The sequence below is a fragment of the Mucilaginibacter polytrichastri genome, assembly GCF_001911425.1.
GTDB lineage: Bacteria > Bacteroidota > Bacteroidia > Sphingobacteriales > Sphingobacteriaceae > Mucilaginibacter > Mucilaginibacter polytrichastri.
On the sequence record NZ_MPPL01000001.1, the window covers coordinates 1,718,980 to 1,734,424 of the forward strand.

The following is a 15,445-nucleotide window of genomic DNA, read 5'->3' on the forward strand; positions in this document are numbered from 1 at the left end:
GGATCAATTAAGTACTAAGGATTTTACAATAGCATGGAGTTGTTTACGCAATGTAAAAAACAGGATACAATGGTGCCTTTAACGTCTTTTTTGAAATAAAATTTTGAGAGGGATAATATAATTACTTTATTTGTCTACTTAATCTATAGACTTTATATAATTATCTCATGAAACATTCTTTACAACAAAGTAATTATCAAGAAAAGGCATTCTCCGTCTTTTCAGCAATTGCTGTTCAAACTTTCTCAGGCTCTCCAGTATCTTCTTCTTTTACCTGCATGTGTTGTTGCTGTTAAACTGATTATCACCCCCCGGATAACAGTATTTTTTCTGCTTTAATTTTCGTGATCCTTATTTAATGGCCGCATTGCGTGGCTAAAGGGCCATTCCATTTTTTAATCTCAAACATAGTGATGAAACATTTCTACAAAAGAAGTGTGCATTTGCTTTTGTGCCTTTTAATGGTGCAAATAGCTTATGCACAAACAGATAATAAGCCAACCATCCATTCTAAATTGGCGGGCATTGTACTCGATGCCACAACCAGGCAGCCATTGCCCGGCGCTGTAATAACTATTAAAGGAACCACCCACGCGGTATCGGCCGATGTGGATGGTAAGTTTTCCTTTGTAACCGGCCAAACTTTTCCATATACATTGGTGGTAAGTTTTGTGGGCTACCTTAAGCAGGAAGTAACCGCAAACGGAAGCCCGGTAGAAATTTTGCTGAAAGAAAATATCAGCCAGTTAAATGATGTAATTGTTACCGGTTACAGTACACAAGAGCGTAAGTATATTACCGGCTCTATTGCCAGTGTTAGCGGCAAGGATCTTGAAAATAACCCGTCTGCAAGTTTTAACCAGTTGTTACAGGGTAAAGCCACAGGGGTACAAGTACTGTCAAACAGCGGTGTACCGGGCGGCGGTGTCACTTTTAGGGTGCGGGGTAATAACTCCATTAATGCCTCTGTCGATCCGCTTTATATTATTGATGGTGTATTTGTAAGCAACTTAGACCCGGTGCAAACGGGTTTGGGTAACCAGGCGGCATCGAACCCGCTGGCCGATCTTAACCCGAATGATATCGAGAATATCCAGATTCTTAAAGATGCTAACGCAACCGCAATTTATGGTTCATTGGGTGCTAATGGGGTAATTATTGTTACTACCAAACGCGGTAAACGAAATAGCCAGGGGCATATTAACTTAAACACTTACCAGGGATGGTCCAGCGCGATTAAGAAGTTCAAGGTAACAGATGGCCCGCAAACTGCTTTATTAGCAAATGAAGCTAAGATCAATACGGCTAAAGATAACGGCGTAGACCCATCAACCATAACCGGTTTAATAGCCAATCCGGCAGGCCAACCAACATATGATCGTACGGATGACCTGTTCCGCACAGCCCGTACCCAGGATTATGATGCATCTGCACAAGGGGGTACTGAAAGCAGCGACTATTATATTGCCCTGGGGTATCTTAATCAAGAGTCTATCGTAAAACCATCCGATTATACCCGTTACACAGCCAGGCTTAATTACGATAACTACGTTACCACCAAACTAAAAATTGGTACCAGCATTAACATTACCCGGTCGCAACGCCATCTGAGCGGTAGCGATAATAACCCGCAAGGGGTAATTAACTCGGCCTTGTTCCCGCGGTCGTATCTGCCGGTTTTTAATACAGATGGCTCTTATGCCCGCTATGGCAGCTTTGATAACCACCTGGCGCTGATCAATAACCTGAACAATTATGCTTCGGCATGGCGCACCATCAGCAACCTGTTTGGCGAGTACACTTTTTTGCCCGGCTTAAAATTAAGAAGCAGCTGGAGTGTAGACTATAATGACGAATACGAAAACGATTACGCCAACACGCTCATTAGTGCAGGTATTGCCACTAACGGATCGGCGGCTTCTTACGAAACCAAGAATACGGTTTATACCAATGAGCAGGTTTTAACCTATATTAAATCATTTGGTACAGGTAATAAACACAGTATTAATGCCCTCATCGGTAATACCATCAATACGGTTATTGGGCAGGGTACAACGGCTACCGGTGTTGGGTTTGCAGGCAATAGCCTTACTGCCATCAGTGCAGCAGCAACCACAACAGGCTCATCGTATAGCAATACAGCCAAACTGTTATCATTTTTCGGTAAGGGTAGTTATACCTACGATAATAAATACACCATTGATGGAAGTATCCGTGCCGATGGATCTTCGAAATTTGGTAAGAATAAACAATGGGGCTATTTCCCGTCGGGTGGTTTGGCATGGCGTGCCGGGCAGGAAGATTTTATCAAGAAATTGAACTTTTTTGATGATCTGAAATTCAGGGGAAGCATTGGTTTATCCGGTAACCAAAACGGTATCGGCCCCTATGCTGCTTTAGGTTTATGGTCATCATCCGGTGTTAATTACCTGGCACAACCGGGTACGGCGCCGTCGCAGTTGGCCAACCCCGACCTGACCTGGGAAACTACCCGCCAGATAGATTTCGGAACTGAGTTTGCCATCCTAAAAAACAGGCTGAATGTAAGTATCGATTATTATAACAAGTACACTTATAACCTGCTGCTTAATGTACCGGTACCTTACCGCTCGGGCTTTGCCAGTTATTTACAAAACTACGGTGCGGTACGCAACAAAGGGATAGAGATAGATCTGCGTTCGACAAATATTGATGCAAAGGATTTTAAATGGACAACCGACTTTAACATCTCCTTCAATAAAAACAAGATCGAAAAACTGGCTTCTGACATTGCTCAGGGTGCATCGGGCCGTAATATCTCTATCCTGAGACAAGGTTACGCGGTAAACTCATTTCAATTATACAAGCAGTTATCTGTTGACCCGCAAACGGGTAATGCCATTTATCAGGATGTAAATGGTGATGGCAAAATCACATCGACCGACAGGCAGATTGTGGGTAATGCGTTGCCTAAGTTTACCGGTGGTTTTACCAATAATTTATCATACAAGAGATTTGATCTTAATTTCTTCTTCTATTTCCAGCAGGGTAATAAGATCATGAATATGAATGATTTCTTTATGGTGCACGGCGGTACACAGGCTAATATCGGTTTTGTACCAAGGCAGTTAGACCGCTGGACCACGCCCGGCCAAATTACCGACATCCCAAGGATGACCACTTATAGCGGTAACCCAACTCAAAATGACGGTGCGGCCAATAATTATGGTGGTAACGTGGCCAACTTAAGTTCGCGCTATTTACAGGATGGCTCATTTATCAGGCTTAAAACATTATCGCTGGGTTATAACCTGCCGGTAAATGCCGTTAACAAAATTGGCTTAAGCAAAGCGAGGATCTATTTGCAGGCTACCAACCTGTTAACATTTACCCATTATGATGGCCTCGACCCGGAAATAAGCTCACAAAGTAATAATCAAAACACCGCCGGATACGACTGGGCTACCGTGCCACAACCGCGTACCATACAAGTTGGCGCTAACGTAACCTTTTAATCTGCAATAACATGAAACGAATATATATCTACAGTTTACTGGTTGCCCTTTCACTTAGTGCAACATCGTGCAAAAAATATCTGGACGAAAAGCCCAACAACCTTATCGCTACCGAAGATGCCATTACGGATGCCGGTACAGCCCGCGCAGCAATTATAGGCGCGTATGACCGGGTGCAAAATTATTATGCATCCAACTATCCAACATTGGGTGTGATGCCTGCTGATAACGTAATTTTTAATGGTACCTTAAATGAATACCTGCAGCTGGATCAGAATGCGGTACCGGTTGATAACGTTATTACCGTTGCGGCTTATCAGAATATCTATAAAGCAATTAACTCGGCTAATAGTGTTATTACCGCTGTGCCTGCTGTAAGCGACCCGTTGTTGACTGCCGATGAAAAAAATAAGATTTTGGGCGAAGCTTACTTTATCCGCGCTTTAGCTTATTTTGATTTGGGCCGTGGCTGGGGTGGTGTACAATTACAGCTGACACCCACCACTAATTTAAGTTCATTAAAAGGAGTTAAGCGCAGTACCCTCGATCAGACTTATGACCAGGTATTGGCTGATCTGGTAAAGGCCGAGCCATTATTACCAGAGGATGGCAGCACCCGCAACCGTGCGCAAAAAAGTGTAGCTCGTGCCTTACGTGCACGCCTGCATTTATACCGCCAGCAATGGAGCGATGCGGAAAACTATGCTACACAGGTAATTGGCAATACCAAATATGCCTTGGTTAAGCCTTACAATACCTTTTTTACCGCACCTTTTTTAAGTACCGAATCTGTTTTTGAGCTCACCTATTCTACCAACGATAAAAACAGCTACTGGAATTTATGGTACCCAAGCTCAGCGGGTGGGCAGTATACCCTAAAACCATCAGATGCTTTGGTTGCCAAGCTAAATAACCCTGCTATTGGCGGTACCCGCAAAACATTGATAGGCGGTACGGGCACAGGTGTTTATGGAGTTTTGTATAATACAACCTCATCCAGTGTTGATCCATCATACCTGATCCGGATTGCGGAGCTGTATTTGATCCGTGCCGAAGCGCGTGCGCAGCAAAATAACCTGGCCGGTGCAATTGCCGATCTGAACATTATTCGTGCCCGTGCAGGTGTAGCTGCAACTACAGCTACAACACAAGCTGATGTTATACAGGCTATAGAAGATGAAAATAGTGTGGAGTTCCCGTTCGAGGCGCACCGCTGGTTTGACCTGGTACGTACCGGCCGTGCAGGTGCAGTTTTGGGCCTTACAAACAAAAATTACTGGCTATTCCCGATCCCGTATTCAGATATCCTGTCAGACCCGGATGTAACGCAGAACCCAGGTTATTAATTGAGCATAGTACTATTAAAACTCTATATCGAATATGAAAACAACCTACAAAATAACCAGCTTGCTCTTTGGGCTGTTGTTATTTACCGTGCATATCACATCGGCACAAAACAACTATTATTTCCCCAAGGCGCAGGTGCTTGATAGCAAGATCCCTACGCCCGAGCAGTTTCTGGGTTATCCAATTGGCTCATTCTACACCCGGCACGATCAGGTGGTGGCCTATTTTCGCGAACTGGCACGTGTTAGCAACCGTATTCACGTACAGAGCATTGGCCACACGTACGAAAACCGGGAGCAAATTATTGCAACCATAACTTCGCCCGAAAACTTTGGCAGGCTGGATCAGATCCGCCAGGAGCACCTCAATCAAATAGACCCTGCCAAACCGGTGATCGGTAGCAGTGCCCCGGTTATTATAGATCTTGGTTATGGTGTGCATGGTAACGAAACATCGAGTACCGAAGTGAGCCTGCTGGTTGGTTATTACCTCGCCGCAAGTAATGATCCCGAAACTTTAAAGTGGTTGCAGGAGTCGGTGATCTTTATCGATCCTTCACTAAACCCTGATGGACGTGACCGGGCAGCTAACTGGCACAACGCATTCCATTCTAACCCACCTGTTGCCGATCCTATTGATAAAGAACACCAGGAAGGCTGGCCAATGGGGCGCACCAACCATTACTATACCGACCTTAACCGCGATTGGTTGAATCTTGTACAGGTAGAAAGCCGTAACCGGGTAGCGTTTTTCCATCAATGGTATCCAAACGTGCAGATTGATTTTCACGAGCAGGGCACCAGCGCTACTTATTATTTTGAGCCAACACCTAAAAGCCATTATAGCCCTATCATCCCACAGTTTTTGTATGATGAAGGTATCGTACTGGCAAAATACAATGCCCAGGCGCTGGACGATATAGGGTCGTTGTATTTTACCAAAGAAGGATATGATAACTTGTCGCCAATTTACGGCTCAACTTATCCTAAGTTTTATGGCGCGGTGGCAGCTACTTATGAGCAGGCCAGTTCGCGCGGTATTGTTCAGGAGTCAACCAATGGCATCCCGCTTACTTTTGCTTTTTCTATCCGCAATCACCTCACTACAAGTTTCTCAACAATCCGTGCGTCGGTGGCAGAGAAAGCAGGGTTATTTAAAACCCAGAAAGACTTTTTCAAATACGCGCTTGATCAGGGGCAGAAAAGTGCGACCAAGGCTTATGTTTTTGGCGACGCAAAAGATGTAAACCTAACGCAGAAATTTTTAGGCTTGTTGTTACAGCACCGTATCAAAGTTTACCAGCTTGCTGATAACGTTAGTCAGGACGGGAAAGCGTTTCAAAAAGGTAAAGCTTATGTTGTACCATCAGATCAGCCTAATTACCTCATCGTACATTCGATATTTGAAGAAAACGCGCTTACTGATAGCATTTATTATGATAACACCGGTTGGAGTATCATCCACGCTTACGGCTTAAAATATGCCAGGCTAGCAGCGCCGGCGGTTAAGGGCGCGTTAGTAACTTCGATAGATTTACCTCAGGGTACTGTAGAAGGTGGCAAATCTAATTTAGCTTATTTGCTCAACTATAGTGATTATAATGCCAGCCGGGCATTGTATCATTTATTAACCAAACAAATATTGGTTAGGGCTGCCTTTAAATCTTTTACGGCCGGTACCGGCTTGGGTAAGCGAAGCTTTGGCAGTGGTTCACTGGTAATACCTGTAGTTGGACAAACCGTTTCGCCCGATTCGCTGTACAAGGCGCTTCAGGAAGTTGCCACAGACACACATCTAAACTTTACGGCGGTTAGCACCGGCTACAGCCTTGAAGGGATTGATTTGGGCAGCAGCAACATCAGGGCTATTAAGAAACCAGAAGTAGCCCTTGCTTTTGGGCAGGGCGTTACCGCATCGGAAGCCGGGCAGGTTTGGTTCCTGTTAAATCAGCAGCTCGATTTACCCGTTGCCAAAATTGATCCGGCCAGTTTTCAACGTGCCGATCTGAGCCGCTACACCGTGCTTGTTTTGCCGGGTGGCGCTTACAACGCATGGGATAAAGCAACAGTGGATAAGATTAAAGACTGGGTAAGTAATGGTGGTACGCTAATCACTTTTCAAACCGCAAGTGCCTGGGCAATTGAACATGGCATTGCAAATGAAAAAGTTGTACCTGCAACCTTTGGGGGCCGCGATGGCAACGTACAACCACAAACGGTTAATGCCGTAGCAAACAATGCTGCCCCTGCAGAGCAACAGGCTCAATTGGGTAGTAGAAGGGCGGGAGCACCAACAACAAAAACGGCGTCAGCAGATAGCCTACATCAAGCGCCAAGCGCAGGACGCAGACGTTCTGAAGCAGGCGGGCGATTGGATTTTGCCCGCCAGGAAGAAGTTGAAGGCGCAAAGCGTGTAAATGGGGCTATATTTCAGGCTGATCTGGATATCACCAATCCACTTGCCTTTGGTATTACCACCAGAAAGTTATTTATCAACAAGAATGGCGCAACAATTTTACAACCAAGTGCTAACCGTTACACAACAGTAGCGCAATACAATGCCAAGCCGTTTGTAAATGGTTATGCGCCGCGCGAAAGTTTAAATAGTATAGCAAATTCTGCAGCCATCATTTTGTCGTCGAGCGGCAGGGGTAAGATTGTTTTATTTGCCGATGACCCTACTTACCGTGGCTACTGGCTTGGAACAAGTAGGTTATTCATTAACTCGTTGTTCTTTGCTAACCTGGCAGGCGGAAGAGCCGGAGGACAACAAGAAGAGCAATAAAAGCTACACTCGGGCCTGTAAATGTAGGTTATGGGCCCGAGTGTTATTAACCAGGTGGGGTGGCCGAGTGGTTAGGCGGGGGTTTGCAAAACTCTGTACGGCGGTTCAAATCCGTCCCCACACCTCTAAAAATATTCAGGATTGTATAGTGGGAATAGCGAATAAATATATCGTGCTGCAATTTGCAGCTATTCTGTTAGTGCCGGTTGTTATTAAGGCGCAGGCTGTTAACGCGCACGCGGTTTATGTAATTGCACATCACGTTATAAAGCCAGATCAGCAATTAACTCATCCGTTGATTGTTAACAAACCCGATAGTGTGGGTGAGCCTGCGGGTATATCTGCTACCTCAATTGCTAATCATATTGATGAGTTGCTGGAAGAGACAAATGGCCTGGCCGAAACCAGGGTTAACCGGCAGTTTAGCCGGGTTTTAAAACATATCAGAATTAAAGACCTTGCCAACCAGGGCGCAACTGATAAACGTGTATATATGCGCATGGCCGATCTTTTTGTACGGTTAAAACTATATCCCCTGGCCATGAAATGTTATTTGAAAACATTACCGGTTGTTTCACAAAATGTGGTGAGTGTAAATCATTCGCAGCCGGATACTTTAGCAGATAAAACAACTACGGACAGTTTATTGGCAGATAACCGGGCCCTTAACCTCAATTTAAAAGATGATACCGTTTTTAGTGATAAAGCGCAATGGCTGGAAAACCACGCTAATGAAAGGCGATCTGAAGGGATAGGCAGCCAAAAAATTGCTGAGGCATTTAATGATGGTAAAACGGCTTTTGCTTACGCGCTGCTATTCCATGTTAAACAGCCAGTTCCGGGTAGGCGCAAGGTTTTTCATTGGAGCAATACCGGGCATACCTTTATAACGCTTATTAAGTATAACGACGATTCTACCAGTGTAACACGGTCTTTCGGTTTTTATCCTAAGAAAGATAATATCCTGTCGGCTACGCCGCTTGCTCCAACTACAAGTGCTGTGTTTAAAGATGATGGCGGGCATAATTGGGATGAGGTGGTTGGGAAGTTTATATCGCGCCACAAGTTTAAAAGGGTTTTAAAATTAGTGAGCCGGTTTAGCGAAACAGATTATCAGCTTAGCACCAACAATTGCACAGATTTTGCCATCAGCGCAGCCACCATAGCCGGTATCTATATTAGCAACACTAAAGCTAAATGGCCCTTGGGCAGCGGTAATAACCCGGGTGCTACCGGGCAAAGTATATTAACAAATAAGGTCTCGGCAGATGACCATGCCCCATTGTTTGTTTATAAGAATTTAAGTGCCGTTACATCGACTCAATAAGCAAAACCTTATATTAACGATATGAAAAAAGTTAAGATTGTTATCCTGGTTATTATAGCTTCAATAACCAGCTTTTCAGCCATTGCCCAAACAGTGCCGGCACCCGGCTTTACCATTGAAAATTATTATAAGGTGAAGTGGGGTCATGCAGATGAGTTTATTGCCCTTTGGAAAAAGAACCATTATCCATTGTTAAAAAAACTATTGGAGAAGGGGGATGTACTTAGTATTAAAGCCGAAACGCCCATTATACACAGCAGCGAGGATAGCCGCTGGGACTTTAAAATTATACTGGTATTTAAAAATGAGCACTTGGCTTTTGATTATAGTATTGTTGATCCTTACAAAAAGCAATTATTCCCGGATCAGGATGCTTACCAAAAGGCCGAGCAATATCGTTTTGAGTTATTATTAGCCCATTGGGATGTGCCGGTAGAGGCTGTCACTTTAAACTAATACTGGCAGCAAGTATTTAATGCCTCTTTTGGGGTTTGTAGTAGCTCTTCAGTAATTTTTTCTGCGTGTTTTTGGCGGTGTATAGCCTGTAAAACAGCATGTTTAACGGCCGTGTCTAGGTAATCTGTAAGCGAGTTAATTTTCAGAATCGCTCTTTTATCCCAGAGTTCGGTTAATATGTTCAGTACAATTTTTTCTGCTTTTGCCTTATCTTGCAGATGGCTGTAGGCAATACCTAAAAGCTTTTTTCCATAGCAGTAATAAATTTCGGTAATAGCAGTTTCATGTCCGTTATATAACGCATCAACAAGGTGCTGGTCTCCTTTGCAATTGTTTGGCATCTGGTATGTTAATTTATTTTATTATTTGATGATTGCTGATAAAACCTTTCACCATCATTCTTTAGCTTATTATCTGCCTCTTTGCTGATGTAAACCAGGTGGCCTGCTGCATAGTAATTCATGCTGATATTTTTACGCAGATCGGGTTTCAGGCCTAAATGATCTATTACGTAAGCCGTACTGGCTACCGGGGTAGATAGGTCATAATAACCGCAAACCATGTTTATTTTTAAATGAGGGTTTTTAGTCATCGATGTTTTTAATGATTCTGAAACATCCAGAAACCCATTGTTAGTAACCGGTTTATTGTTCCATGAGGCTAAATCTGCGGTTGCCTGGTAGGGCAAATCATTCTGATACTTTAGTTCTTTGATGATATAGCTGTTAAAAGCAGAGACAAACAGCCCGCTCAGGTTAGCCTCGCTGGGGTCGTAGTAAGAATTTTGGTCGACATCGTCTAAGTTATTACCTGCAAAGCGCCCATCGAAGCAACCTATCACTTTATCTGTTGTTCCTAATAGCTTTTTAAAGAACTGCCTGTCAGATACCTTTCCATTAACGCTGATCAAATAATCTCTTGGTAAACCTGTGAAATAATGCAGAGAATCAATTACACTTTGCGTAAGTGCCGGCGAAGCGGCATCGCCTTCGGCCAAAAAGTAAGCATAGGTTCTTTTGGCAAAAGTGGTGGTGCGTTTAACCAGTTCTTCGGGTGGCAGGTTTTGTAATTGGGGCGATAACCTATGGTGATATTGCGCAGTTACGGCGTAAGATGGCAGATAATAAATATAAGGCATCTGATTGCCACGGTTAAACTTAAGCAGCTGGTAATTAAGTGCCGATGATATTAAGGTAATACCGTTGAGATAAATATTATCATGGCTTTGCAAATACCCGGCAAGCCCAACTGCACGTACGGTACCATAACTTTCGCCTGCAATATATTTAGGGCTATCCCAGCGGTTGTTTTTGGCAATATACAGCCGAATAAATTCGCCGACAGAACTGATGTCTTCCTGGTAACCATGAAAGATATTAGGGTCAATACCATCTTCAGCCCGGCTGTAACCTGTAGAAACAGGGTCTATAAATACCAGATCTGTAAAGCCCAGCCAGGTATAAGGGTTAGCTTCATATTGGTAGGGTGCTGCAGGTGCATCGCCTTTATCGTTTTTAAATTTAACCCTTACCGGCCCAAATGAACCCATGTGTAACCAGATAGAGGCCGAACCAGGGCCTCCATTAAAAACAAATGTAACCGGGCGTTTAGCGGCGTTAGATACTGAAGAACCCTGATAGGCTACATAAAAAATCTTAGCAATGGGTTTATTGTCTTTATTGGTAATGGGCATGTAACCAGCCGTAGCTGTGTAATTTATATGCAGCCCGTTTACATTTAACTGGTGATGGGTAACTGATAATTGGTTACCTGTAATTTCACGGCTATTAATAGTGGTGGCTTTAAATTTTAATGCAGATTGTGTGTACAGCTCTGATAACTTATTCCATGAACTAAACAGGAGGGTAGCAGCATTAACTAAAACAACTAATATGATATTCTTTTTCATGACGATCAATTAGTGAGGTTGTGATCACGAAAAGAATAGTATTGTTTAAAGGTTATTGCTAACCTGAAAGCCAAATTTTTATATATACTTACCATGACGGTGTGAAAAATGATAGAAAAATAGAAATGGATATAACCGGCTTCACTCAGCAGGTAAAAGGGCAGATCAGCAAAATAATCTGTATGGGATAATTAGCAACAACAGCAACACATGGCCTTTGCCGACAAAGGCATTCGCATTCGGGATGCGGTGTTTATGAATAATGAGTGTTGCATTTAATAATATCTACTAATATTGTAGTCTTTCAAAGGTATCAAAATATCCGTTATCTCTACAGTTTTAATAATCTTTAATTATCGGGTTTAAGCAGCCCGGTTCAGTATGTTTTAGACAAATAAGGATTCTGTTTCAGTTCGTTAAACAGCGCTTTAGTTTTAGGTAAACCATCTTGCCCATTTACTGCAAAATACCAGAATTCTTCCAGGTCGCCATCATTCATGGCCATTTGCATTACACCCTGCGATTTATGCTCTGCAATTTCCCAGTTTACAATTACCTTATAATTTACCCGGTGTTTAAAACTGAAGGACGCTGTACGATCTACATTAAATACAGCAGTATCTGTTAAAGATTTCGAAATTGGATAATTAGCATATTGGGTATACCGGCAGGTGGTATCTGTTTTATTCCTGATCCTTGCACCCAAAATTATTGGCCTGCCGTGTTCTGGCAGGTTTTGCACTACACTCAACGCAAGCAGGGTAGCGGCTTTGTGCTGCCCATGCGTGGCAGGTTCGGGCAGCATGCAAAAAATGAAATCATAATGCCCGTCTGCCAGTACATTTTTTAGTTGTCGTTTAATCTTTGTCACATTCCACGAGGTATCCAGCGGATCTTTCTCGTTCAGGCTGTAATGCGAGTCTTTCTGATCTAAAAAATAGTACTTATTAATCCCTAAAATATGTCCGGCATTTTTAATCTCCTGTTTTCTGATGTGCGGGAGATTACTACGTCCAATCTTTTCATCGGTTAGTTCCAGGTGATAATAATTTTCGGCCAGGGTAGAATACTTGTAACCGGCTTCGCCGTTGGTAATAATAAACAGGTCTACCGTTCCGTGCTGCTCTTTGGTAATTTTATACAATGAGGTAGAAAATGTGCTTTCATCATCCGGATGGGCCATCACAACCAGCACACGTGGCCTGGCTGTTGTATTTTGAGCCCTTACCTGATAAATGCTGGTCATCATCAGTACACCGGTAATTAAAATTAAAGCCTGTTTTTTCATATCATCTCATCATTGCAGCCGGATAATTGATTGGAGGTCAGAAGCGGATTCGAACCGCCGTATCAGGTTTTGCAGACCTGTGCCTAAGCCACTCGGCCATCTGACCATTTTTTTATATAAAGAGCTATTTAATTGCAGTTGATGCCTGCAAAAACAAAATCTCAGCAACAACAATAAACACCTTTGAGAAAGGGGCCGGAAAAAGAAGCAGATGATAAACTTGTTTTAACCATTGTTTAATAATGTATACTATTTTAGTAGACATTCAAATGTAGTAAATGTTTTCTTAAATACAAGCCTTATCTAAAATGTATTGTAATAATTAAGATTGCCTGCCAGCGGATCAATGCTGCATTACCGATTAATGGAAAATATACAATACAAGGACATAAATTACAAATAGGCGGCTTTTCTAGTAAAATGTGTTAACGTAACATTTAAAATATATTCCCTCTCGCGTTGTAATTAATCCGTATCGCGTTAACACGATCGTAAAATATACCTCACTTTTGCGCCACTATTAATAATTAGTCTAAATAAATGCAAGGTAGAATTATACTTACGTTTTTGTTGGTTGTGAACACCCTAAGCAACCTCTCAGCCCAAAACAATTATGGAAAAGTTACCGGGAAAATAATAACGAAAGACGGGCAGCCTGCTACAGGTATATCAGTTTCTATTCTTAATACCCGTTTCGGGGCATCTTCCCAAACGGATGGTACTTACGTGCTTAAAGTTACTCCAGGTAAATACCGGGTTCAATACAAGGCATTGGGTATGACAACAAAGGAGTTAGGCATTGAAGTATTAAAAGACCAAACTACCAGGGTAGCAGATATTGTATTGGAACTTAACTCTTTTCAATTAAAAGATGTGGTTGTAACAGGCCAGTATGCACCACAATCGCTCAAAAACTCGGTATACATGGTGAGGACGATTACCAATGACCAGATCCGTTTAAGAAATGCCACTAAAATTCAGGAGGTGTTGAGCGATCAGCTTGGTTTTAGGTTTACTAATGATTTAACATTAGGAACATCGGATGTATCATTAATGGGGATAACCGGGCAGCGTGTAAAGATATTGCTGGATGGTGTGCCGCTTCTAGATCGTGGTGAAACACGGGAAAGTCTTAACCAAATAGATATTAATTCAATTGACCATATAGAGATTGTAGAAGGGCCTATGTCTGTAAGTTATGGTAGTGATGCCCTGGCTGGGGTAATAAACCTGATTACTAAAAAGTCTCCCGGTGGCGAACAATTAGATGTGCATGCCCGTTTGCAGGAAGAAACAGCCGGAAAGCAGTACGATGCCTTCCGGGGTAGTGGTACGCACTTTGAAAACGTGGGTTTAAACTGGAGCCACAAGGGCTGGGAGCTGGGCGGTAATTTTTCGCGCAATAACTTTGACGGTGCTGTTGCCGGCTGGATGCCTAAAGATCAATGGCTGGGCAATGCGATTGCCGGCTATCGTACCAATAAATTTCATATCTGGTACAGGCTCGATGGAGAAAACGAAACCTTGAAAAATGATGGGGAACCCAACGTTAATAACGGTATTGAAACCGATGCCCATTATATATCATACAGGTGGATGCACCAATTGCAAACAGAATGGCTGATTAATAAAAATTTAAGTTTTAGCGGTGCGGCATCATATACCAATTATAATCGCCGTACACTTACAACTACCTACAATACAATTACCGGCGAGACGCGTTTAACAGTGGGTGCAGGCGAACAGGATAAAGCACTGTTTGATACCAAATTTGTTAGGGGGACTGCACAGTATCGTATTTCTGATATATTTTCTTTACAGCCCGGGTTTGAAATTAACCTTACCGGCAGCAGCGGTGCCCGTATAGCCGGCACACCAACTATTAATGATTATGCCTTCTTCGTATCGTCTGAGATTCACCCGTTGGCGGGCGTAAGTATCAGGCCGGGGGTAAGGTTTATTAAAAACTCTATTTATGATGCGCCTCCTGCCATACCGTCTATCAATACAAAGTTTACGCTTTCAAACGCACTTGATTTGCGCCTGGCTTATGCACGTGGCTTCCGCTCGCCTGCACTAAGAGAGCTTTACTTTAATTTCTTTGATGCCAACCACTCCATCAGAGGGAATACTAACCTAAAAGCCGAATTTTCTAACAGTTATAACGGCTCGTTAACATGGCAGTCGTTAGGTGCAGGTTCGGTTAAGTTTAAATCTTCGCTAAGCGGCTTTTACAATGATTTTACCAACCTTATAACCACAGGCTATGATCCTGCCAACCCATCTGTTATGACTTATATCAACATTGATAAAGCTAAAACCAAAGGTGGCAGTATTGATAATACTATTTATTATAAAAACCTGCAGGCCAGAGTTGGTTTTGCCTACATCGGCACTTATAGCAAGCTGCAAACCGATACTTTAAACCAAGCTGCCTTTGTATGGTACCCCGAGGTAAGCAGTACATTATTATATCACTTTAAAAAGCTTAAGGGAGATATCAGCCTTTTCTACAAATTTAACGGCACGCTGCCAACTTATGAGGTTATAACCACAACCACCGGTGCAACGGTTATTAACCTGGCCAAACGTTCGGCTTTCAGCACCGCCGATATCACGTTTAATAAAATAATAACCAAATCAATCACTATAGCGGCGGGTGCAAAAAACTTGTTTAACGTAACCAATGTAAACAATACCTCGCTTAATGTAGGTAGTGCACATAGCACCGGCGGCCCGGTGCCATTGGGTTACGGCAGGTCTTATTTCCTGGGCCTCGATTTTCATTTCAGCAAACACTAATAAACACAAATAGATAACAATAAACTAAAAACAACTTA

The 15,445-nt window shown here is 42.9% G+C and carries 9 protein-coding genes and 2 tRNA genes; 7 read left to right on the forward strand and 4 right to left on the reverse strand.

The genetic code is table 11. The annotated features are described in order from the left end of the window. The first annotated feature begins 413 nt into the window (after nucleotides 1-413). The 6 genes from RG47T_RS07390 (at nucleotide 414) to RG47T_RS07415 (ending at nucleotide 9,408) form a co-directional block, all read left to right on the forward strand. A complete protein-coding gene (locus RG47T_RS07390) occupies nucleotides 414-3,494 on the forward strand; it encodes a SusC/RagA family TonB-linked outer membrane protein (protein ID WP_074488823.1) in 3,081 nt (1,026 codons plus the stop codon). Between the two features lie 11 nt (nucleotides 3,495-3,505). Continuing rightward, entirely contained in the window at nucleotides 3,506-4,840 is a 1,335-nt protein-coding gene (locus RG47T_RS07395) for a RagB/SusD family nutrient uptake outer membrane protein (protein WP_074488824.1), read from the forward strand. Between the two features lie 34 nt (nucleotides 4,841-4,874). Further along, nucleotides 4,875-7,625: a M14 family metallopeptidase gene (locus RG47T_RS07400; protein ID WP_074488825.1), complete on the forward strand. Its 2,751-nt coding sequence runs from the start codon at nucleotides 4,875-4,877 to the stop codon at nucleotides 7,623-7,625. A gap of 53 nt (nucleotides 7,626-7,678) precedes the next feature. Further along, nucleotides 7,679-7,750, forward strand: a tRNA-Cys gene (locus RG47T_RS07405). A gap of 23 nt (nucleotides 7,751-7,773) precedes the next feature. After that, nucleotides 7,774-8,952, forward strand: a complete 1,179-nt coding sequence (locus RG47T_RS07410; RefSeq protein WP_139235635.1) for a hypothetical protein — start codon at nucleotides 7,774-7,776, stop codon at nucleotides 8,950-8,952. Nucleotides 8,953-8,973: 21 nt separating this feature from the next. Then, nucleotides 8,974-9,408: a hypothetical protein gene (locus RG47T_RS07415; protein ID WP_074488827.1), complete on the forward strand. Its 435-nt coding sequence runs from the start codon at nucleotides 8,974-8,976 to the stop codon at nucleotides 9,406-9,408. Here the strand turns inward: RG47T_RS07415 and RG47T_RS07420 are convergent. The 4 genes from RG47T_RS07420 to RG47T_RS07435 all read right to left on the reverse strand — a co-directional run bounded on the left by RG47T_RS07420 (nucleotide 9,405) and on the right by RG47T_RS07435 (nucleotide 12,711). After that, entirely contained in the window at nucleotides 9,405-9,749 is a 345-nt protein-coding gene (locus RG47T_RS07420) for an RNA polymerase sigma factor (RefSeq protein WP_074488828.1), read from the reverse strand. The genes RG47T_RS07415 and RG47T_RS07420 overlap by 4 nt on opposite strands. 8 nt (nucleotides 9,750-9,757) lie before the next feature. Next, nucleotides 9,758-11,317, reverse strand: coding sequence for a S10 family peptidase (locus tag RG47T_RS07425; protein ID WP_083627332.1), 1,560 nt, complete (start codon nucleotides 11,315-11,317; stop codon nucleotides 9,758-9,760). 376 nt (nucleotides 11,318-11,693) lie between these two features. Continuing rightward, nucleotides 11,694-12,605, reverse strand: coding sequence for a PIG-L family deacetylase (locus tag RG47T_RS07430; RefSeq protein WP_083627333.1), 912 nt, complete (start codon nucleotides 12,603-12,605; stop codon nucleotides 11,694-11,696). 31 nt (nucleotides 12,606-12,636) lie between these two features. Further along, a tRNA-Cys gene (locus tag RG47T_RS07435) sits at nucleotides 12,637-12,711 on the reverse strand. A gap of 434 nt (nucleotides 12,712-13,145) precedes the next feature. Between RG47T_RS07435 and RG47T_RS07440 the strand changes: the two genes are divergently transcribed. Next, nucleotides 13,146-15,407, forward strand: a complete 2,262-nt coding sequence (locus RG47T_RS07440; protein WP_074488829.1) for a TonB-dependent receptor — start codon at nucleotides 13,146-13,148, stop codon at nucleotides 15,405-15,407. Nucleotides 15,408-15,445: the final 38 nt, after the last annotated feature.